Below are 6347 nucleotides of genomic sequence, written 5' to 3' on the forward strand. Positions count from 1 at the left end.
GAAGCGCGGGTTGGCGCCAAGGGAGGGGACCCCTCCGAGGTGCTCTTGCGCGAACTGGCGGAGGCCTTTTCAGGCGCCCGCCGCATGTTGGCCGAGGGCTGATCGCCAAAGGCCGCGAGGACCGATCTCAACAAGGACAAGCGAGATGACCGAGACCGAGACCAAGTCCGGCGGGAGCCAAGCCCCGGCGGTGGAAGTGAAGCAGGCGTTGAACTCTTTCCTGAACGATTTCAAAGAGTTTCAGGCCGATGTGAAATCCCGACTTCAACAACAGGAAGAGCGACTGACCATGCTGGACCGGAAATCCCAAATGACCTCCGCCGGGCGCCCCGCCCTGTCGCGTGCCGCCGATCTCGACGCGCCGCACAAGAAGGCCCTTGCCGCCTATCTGCGCAACGGCGACGATGACGGGCTGCGCAGCCTGGAAATCGAGGGCAAGGCGCTGGGTACCTCGGTCGCGGCCGAGGGTGGCTATCTCGTCGATCCCGAGACCTCGGATACGATCAAGTCGGTGCTGCGCTCGACGGCCTCGATCCGCTCGATCGCGCAGGTGGTCACCGTCGAGGCGACCTCGTTCGATGTGCTGGTGGACCATTCGGACATCGGTTCGGGCTGGTCGACCGAGACCGCCAACCAGATCGAGACCGGCACGCCGCAGATCGAGCGCGTGTCGATCCCGCTGCACGAGCTTTCGGCCATGCCCAAGGCCAGCCAGCGGCTGCTGGACGATTCCGCGTTCGACATCGAAGGCTGGTTGGCCGCGCGCATCGCCGACAGGTTCGCCCGCGCCGAGGCGGCGGCGTTCATCAATGGCGACGGCGTCGACAAGCCCACGGGGTTCCTGTCGCATCCCTACGTTCCCGAAGGTGCGTGGAGCTGGGGCAGCCTTGGCTATGTCGCAACGGGGTCGGATGGCGATTTCGACGCGGTGTCGCCGGCCGATGCAATCCTCGACCTCGTCTACTCGCTGGGTGCGGAATACCGCGCGGGTGCCACTTTCGTGATGAATTCGCGCACGGCGGGTGCGGTGCGCAAGATGAAGGATGCCGATGGCCGCTTCCTGTGGTCGGACGGGCTGTCGGCGGGCGAGCCTGCGCGGCTTCTGGGCTATCCGGTCCTGATCGCCGAGGACATGCCCGATATCGCCTCGGGCACGGTGGCGATTGCCTTCGGCGATTTCCAGGCGGGTTATACCGTCGCCGAGCGCCCGGACCTGCGGGTGCTGCGCGACCCGTTTTCGGCCAAGCCGCATGTGCTGTTCTATGCGACCAAGCGCGTCGGCGGAGATGTCAGCGACTATGCCGCGATCAAGCTTCTGAGATTCGCCACCGCCTGATGGCCTGACCGAGACGTTGCCTCCGGCTGACCCCGGGGACGACCAGGCGCGCGCCGGAGCTATCCGGTCTGTCCAGCTGTTCCCTCCGTCGGGGCAGGCCGGGTCGGCGCGCGCCGACATTCAGCGGGGGGCCTAGCGGAGAAATGACGAGATGATGCTGATCGAGCAGACGACGCTGCCCGCCGCCGCGCTGCCTCTGGAGCGGTTCAAGGCGCATCTGCGCCTTGGCACCGGGTTTTCCGATGACGGGGCAGAGGACGCGTTGCTGGAGGCATTCCTGCGGGCCTCCATGGCGGCGATCGAGGAACGGACCGCCAAGGTGCTTCTGGCGCGCAGCTTTACCTGGAGGGTGAACGGTTGGCGCGATGGCGCGCGTGAGCCGCTGCCGGTGGCGCCCGTGACCCGCATCACGCAGCTTCGGGTCTTCGACCGCAACGGCACCGTCAGCGTCTGCGATCCGGCCACCTATCGGCTGGAGCGGGACGGAACCTATCCCAGGCTGGCCGCGGTTCGGACCTGCCTGCCGACGATCCCGCAGGGGGGCGGCGCCGAGGTCGATTTCGATGCCGGTTTCGGTGCGGAGTGGGACAGCGTTCCTGCCGATCTGGGGCAGGCGGTCTTCCTGCTGGCGGCGCATTACCACGAGCATCGGCACGAGGCGTCTGCGGGCGAAGGCCTCATGCCGTTCGGCGTTGCGGCGTTGACCGAACGCTGGCGACGGCTGCGTGTGACGGCCGGAGGGGTGGCATGAAACGCCCGCCTGTTCTGAACCGTCGCCTTGTCCTTGAGGCGGCCCAGCGACTGCCCGACGGGGCTGGCGGGTTTTCCGAGACATGGGTCGAGCTTGGAGTGATCTGGGCGGAGATCACGCCGCGCACGGGCGGCGAGCGTGCGGGGCAGGAACTGACTCTGACGCGGGTGCCCTATCATGTCGTCGTGCGCGCCGCACCGCCGGGTTCGGCCCGGCGGCCCCAGCCCGGCGAGCGGTTTCGCGAAGGCACGCGGATCTTTCACATCCGGGCGGTGACCGAAGCGGATCGGAGCGGGCACTACCTGCTCTGCTTTGCAGAAGAGGAGAAACCGGCATGAGTTACGGCGCGGCGGCCGCTCTGCAGGCGGCGATCTTCCAGCGACTGGCGGGTGATCCCGCCCTGGCCGCGCAGGTGGGCGGGGCGATCTATGACGTGGTGCCGGCGGGCGACCTGCCGCTGACCTATGTCAGCCTGGGCCCCGAGGAGGTGCGCGACGCCTCGGACAAGACCGGGGACGGGGCGCTGCATCTGTTCACGATCACCATCGTCAGCCGAGAGGCCGGGTTCGCCCGGGCCAAGGCGGCGGCTGCGGCGGTTTCCGACGCCCTGGTGGACGCGCCGCTGGCGATGTCTCGCGGGCGGATCGTGGGCCTGTGGTTCGACCGGGCCCGCGCCCGGCGGGTGGGCACCCAGGGCGAGCGCCGCATCGACCTGCGCTTCGCAGCCCGGGTCGAGGACGACTGAACACCTTATCTGGAGTAAGCATGATGACGGCGCAATACGGCAAGGATCTTCTCATCAAGCTCGACCTGACCGGAGCCGGTCAGTTCGAGACCATTGCGGGGCTGCGAGCCACACGCATCAGTTTCAACGCCGAACAGGTGGATGTGACCAGCCTGGAAAGCGAGGGCGGCTGGCGCGAGCTTCTGGCAGGCGCGGGGGTGAAATCGGCCGGAATCTCCGGCGGTGGCGTGTTCAAGGATGCCGAGACCGACGCGCGCGCGCGGCAGGTGTTCTTCGATTCCGAAACGCCGGCCTTCCAGGTCGTGATCCCGGGCTTCGGCGTGGTCGAGGGGCCGTTTCAGGTCACCTCGCTGGAGTATTCCGGCAGCCATAACGGCGAGGCCACTTACGAGATGACGCTGGCCTCGGCCGGGGCGCTGGCCTTTACGGCGTTCTGACCATGGCCAATCCCCATGCAGGCGAGGTGGCATTGATCGTCGATGGTGAACGCCGTGTGCTGAAGCTGACGCTTGGGGCGCTGGCGGAGCTGGAGGCGGCGCTGGGTGCGGACACGCTTGTGGCGTTGATCGAGCGCTATGAGGAAGGCGCGTTCTCGACGCGCGATGTGCTGGGGCTGTTGCTCGCGGGGCTTCGGGGCGGGGGTTGGCACGGCTCGGCCGCCGATCTTGCGCGTGCCGATATCGGCGGCGGCCCGATTGCCGCGGCTCAGGCCGCCGCGCAGCTTCTGGCGCGCGCCTTCACCCTTCCGGAGGCGCAATGCGATGGGCTTTGATTGGGGCGCCCTGATGCAGGCCGGGATCAGGGGATTGGGCCTGAAGCCGGCCGAGTTCTGGGCGCTGACCCCGGCCGAACTGATGCTGATGCTGGGCGCGGCCGGTGGCCCTGCGCCGATGAGCCGCGCGCGGCTGGAAGAGCTTGCGCGTGCCTATCCCGACAACAGGTTGGATCAAGGATAACCAATGGCCCAGGCAGAGGATTTCGACGCCTTCGACGCGCAGATCGAGGCGCTGGAGAAGACGTTGGGCGGCGCGCGGGGCACCGCGGCGGCCTTCGAGGTGGAACTGGTCCGGATGCGCGAGAGCCTGACACTGACCAATCGCGAGGTTGGCAGCCTGTCGCGTTCGATCGGCAGCGGATTGAGGCGGGCCTTCGACGGGCTCGTCTTCGATGGGATGAAGCTGTCGGATGCGCTGAAGACCGTCGCCAATTCGATCGTGAACGCCACCTATTCGGCGGCGATCAAGCCGGTTCAGAACCATCTGGGCGGGCTTGTCGCGGGTGGCATCGAGGGGCTGGTCAGCGCAGCGGTGCCCTTCGCCAAGGGCGGAGCCTTTACCCAGAGCCGCGTCATTCCCTTTGCCACTGGCGGTGTGATCGACCGGGCCACCCATTTCCCGATGCGCGGAGGGACGGGCCTGATGGGCGAGGCTGGCCCCGAGGCGATCCTGCCGCTGGCGCGCGGCGCCGATGGTCGGTTGGGCATCAGAAGCGAAGGCGGCGGCGGACGGCCGGTGCAGGTCGTCATGAACATCACGACGCCCGATGTGCAGGGCTTTGCCCGCAGCCAGAGCCAGATCGCCGCGGATATGGGGCGGCTGATCGCGCGCGGCCAGCGCAACAGATAACGCGGAGGAATGGACATGGCATTTCACGAGGTCCGGTTCCCGGCCAACCTGAGCTTCGGCTCGGTCGGCGGACCCGAGCGGCGCACCGAGATCGTGACGCTCGCCAACGGGTTCGAGGAGCGCAACACGCCCTGGGAACATGGCCGGCGGCGCTATGACGCCGGCGTTGCCATGCGCTCGCTTGACGATGTCGAGGCGATGATCGCCTTTTTCGAGGCGCGGCGCGGACAGCTTTACGGGTTCCGCTGGAAGGATTGGTCGGACTTCAAGTCCTGCCTTCCCTCGCGCGATCCTGCCTTCGACGACCAGAGGATCGGTTTTGGCGACGGGTCGAAGACGCTGTTCCAACTGACCAAGACCTATTCCTCGGGCGGGCATTCCTATGTGCGCCCGATCACGAAACCGGTCGCGGACAGCGTTCGGCTTGGGATCGATGGGGTGGAACTGACAGAGGGTCCGGATTTCACGGTCGATACCGCGACGGGGCTGGTGATGCTGGCGGAAGCGCCCGAATTCGGCGCGGCGGTAACTGCCGGATTCGAGTTTGACGTGCCGGTACGTTTCGACACCGACCGTATCCAGACATCGGTCGCGAGCTTCAAGGTGGGCGATGTCCCCTCGGTGCCGGTTGTGGAGATTCGGGTCTGATGGCGATCTTAGAGGCATTGCAGGCGCATCTGGCGAGCGGCGCGACGACGCTTGCGCGGGCCTGGGCGATCACGCGGCACGACGGGGTGGTTCTGGGGTTCACAGACCATGATCGGGATCTTTCCTTTGATGGCGTGACGTTCCGCGCCGAAACCGGAATGAGCGCGCGGGCGCTGTCCCAGTCGACGGGTTTGTCGGTGGACAACTCGGCTGCGCTTGGCGCGCTCAGTTCCGAGGCGATCACCGAGGATGATGTCGCGGCGGGCCGTTATGACGCCGCATCGCTGTGTATCTGGTTGGTGAATTGGGCCGATGTCAGGCAGCGGCTGATCCTTTTCGTCGGTTCGCTGGGCGAGTTCACGCGCGTGGACGGCGGGTTCGAGGTCGAGATCCGTGGTCAGGCCGAGGCGTTGAACCAACCGCTGGGGCGGGTCTACCAGAGCCCCTGCCAAGCGGTTCTGGGAGATGCCGCCTGCGGGTTCGACGCGACCCGTCCTGGCTTTTCGACGCTGGTGACGGCAGGTTTGATCGAAGCCCGGCGTATCTTCCGCTTCGAGGCGATGAACGAGTTTCAACCGCGCTGGTTCGAGCATGGTCGGCTCGAGGTCCTGTCCGGCCCGGCTGCGGGATTGTTCGGGGTGATCAAGGCCGACCGCCAAGAGGCCGGGGTGCGCGTCGTGGAGCTGTGGTCCGAAATCCGCGGTGCGGTCGGTCCCGGGGATTCGTTGCGGCTGATTGCCGGCTGCGACCGCTCGGCCGATACCTGCCGCTGGAAGTTTCACAACTTCGCGAACTTCCGTGGCTTCCCGCATGTTCCGGGGGAGGACTGGCTGATGGCCTATCCGTCGCAATCGGGTGTCAATGACGGGGGGAGCCTGAACCGATGAGCCAGATCGCAGAGCGTGCCGCGGTCGAGGCCCGGCGCTGGATCGGCACGCCCTATCACCATCAGGGCTCGATGCCTGGGGCGGGGGCGGACTGCCTGGGCCTGCTGCGCGGAGTGTGGCGGGCGATTTACGGCACCGAGCCCGAAGCGGTGCCGCCCTATACGCCCGACTGGTCTGAACCTCAGGGCGAGGAAACGCTTTGGGCTGCCGCTCGGCGGCATCTGCTCGAGAAGCCAGTAGCGGACGCGGCCGTTGGAGACGTCATCTTGTTCCGTCTGCGCGAGGCGGGTGTTGCCAAGCATCTGGGCATTCAGGGCGCGATCGGCGCGCGGGCGAGTTTCATCCACGCCTATCA

At 67.0% G+C, this 6347-nt stretch carries 11 protein-coding genes; all 11 read left to right on the forward strand.

Features of this window, described 5'->3' with window-relative positions:
- Positions 1-124: 124 nt before the first annotated feature.
- On the forward strand, positions 125-1336 hold the full coding sequence (locus ENN83_RS04615) for a phage major capsid protein (RefSeq protein WP_287184601.1): 1212 nt from the start codon (positions 125-127) through the stop codon (positions 1334-1336).
- A 154-nt stretch (positions 1337-1490) separates the two neighbouring features.
- On the forward strand, positions 1491-2087 hold the full coding sequence (locus ENN83_RS04620; protein WP_414707619.1) for a head-tail connector protein: 597 nt from the start codon (positions 1491-1493) through the stop codon (positions 2085-2087).
- Positions 2084-2425, forward strand: a complete 342-nt coding sequence (locus tag ENN83_RS04625; RefSeq protein WP_287184583.1) for a head-tail adaptor protein — start codon at positions 2084-2086, stop codon at positions 2423-2425. The genes ENN83_RS04620 and ENN83_RS04625 overlap by 4 nt, the downstream gene beginning before the upstream one ends.
- Positions 2422-2832 carry a DUF3168 domain-containing protein gene (locus ENN83_RS04630; RefSeq protein ID WP_287184585.1) on the forward strand — a complete coding sequence of 137 codons (411 nt, stop codon included), beginning with the start codon at positions 2422-2424 and terminating at the stop codon, positions 2830-2832. The genes ENN83_RS04625 and ENN83_RS04630 overlap by 4 nt, the downstream gene beginning before the upstream one ends.
- A gap of 23 nt (positions 2833-2855) precedes the next feature.
- Positions 2856-3269 carry a phage major tail protein, TP901-1 family gene (locus tag ENN83_RS04635; RefSeq protein WP_287184604.1) on the forward strand — a complete coding sequence of 138 codons (414 nt, stop codon included), beginning with the start codon at positions 2856-2858 and terminating at the stop codon, positions 3267-3269.
- A gap of 2 nt (positions 3270-3271) precedes the next feature.
- Entirely contained in the window at positions 3272-3604 is a 333-nt protein-coding gene (locus ENN83_RS04640) for a gene transfer agent family protein (protein ID WP_253090109.1), read from the forward strand.
- The gene (locus tag ENN83_RS04645) at positions 3594-3788 is read left to right on the forward strand and encodes a rcc01693 family protein (RefSeq protein WP_253090110.1); all 195 of its coding nucleotides are present in this window, start codon (positions 3594-3596) and stop codon (positions 3786-3788) included. Before ENN83_RS04640 ends, ENN83_RS04645 begins: the two co-directional genes overlap by 11 nt.
- 3 nt (positions 3789-3791) lie before the next feature.
- Entirely contained in the window at positions 3792-4457 is a 666-nt protein-coding gene (locus ENN83_RS04650; RefSeq protein WP_287184590.1) for a phage tail tape measure protein, read from the forward strand.
- Positions 4458-4472: 15 nt separating this feature from the next.
- Positions 4473-5105, forward strand: a complete 633-nt coding sequence (locus tag ENN83_RS04655; RefSeq protein ID WP_287184593.1) for a DUF2460 domain-containing protein — start codon at positions 4473-4475, stop codon at positions 5103-5105.
- Positions 5105-5992, forward strand: coding sequence for a DUF2163 domain-containing protein (locus ENN83_RS04660; RefSeq protein ID WP_287184596.1), 888 nt, complete (start codon positions 5105-5107; stop codon positions 5990-5992). Before ENN83_RS04655 ends, ENN83_RS04660 begins: the two co-directional genes overlap by 1 nt.
- On the forward strand, positions 5989-6347 hold a 359-nt coding region (locus tag ENN83_RS04665; RefSeq protein WP_287184599.1), incomplete at its 3' end, for a peptidase. The genes ENN83_RS04660 and ENN83_RS04665, both read left to right, overlap by 4 nt.

Source organism: Rhodovulum sp., from assembly GCF_011048875.1.
GTDB classification, from domain to species: domain Bacteria; phylum Pseudomonadota; class Alphaproteobacteria; order Rhodobacterales; family Rhodobacteraceae; genus Rhodovulum; species Rhodovulum tesquicola.

Excerpts from the sequence above, each read along its gene's own strand:
- ENN83_RS04640 (WP_253090109.1), top strand. The coding sequence starts at position 3,272 with ATGGCCAATCCCCATGCAGGCGAGGTGGCATTGATCGTCGATGGTGAA.
- ENN83_RS04635 (WP_287184604.1), top strand. The coding sequence starts at position 2,856 with ATGACGGCGCAATACGGCAAGGATCTTCTCATCAAGCTCGACCTGACC.
- ENN83_RS04630 (WP_287184585.1), top strand. The coding sequence starts at position 2,422 with ATGAGTTACGGCGCGGCGGCCGCTCTGCAGGCGGCGATCTTCCAGCGA.
- ENN83_RS04620 (WP_414707619.1), top strand. The coding sequence starts at position 1,491 with ATGCTGATCGAGCAGACGACGCTGCCCGCCGCCGCGCTGCCTCTGGAG.
- ENN83_RS04650 (WP_287184590.1), top strand. The coding sequence starts at position 3,792 with ATGGCCCAGGCAGAGGATTTCGACGCCTTCGACGCGCAGATCGAGGCG.
- ENN83_RS04655 (WP_287184593.1), top strand. The coding sequence starts at position 4,473 with ATGGCATTTCACGAGGTCCGGTTCCCGGCCAACCTGAGCTTCGGCTCG.
- ENN83_RS04660 (WP_287184596.1), top strand. The coding sequence starts at position 5,105 with ATGGCGATCTTAGAGGCATTGCAGGCGCATCTGGCGAGCGGCGCGACG.
- ENN83_RS04625 (WP_287184583.1), top strand. The coding sequence starts at position 2,084 with ATGAAACGCCCGCCTGTTCTGAACCGTCGCCTTGTCCTTGAGGCGGCC.
- ENN83_RS04645 (WP_253090110.1), top strand. The coding sequence starts at position 3,594 with ATGGGCTTTGATTGGGGCGCCCTGATGCAGGCCGGGATCAGGGGATTG.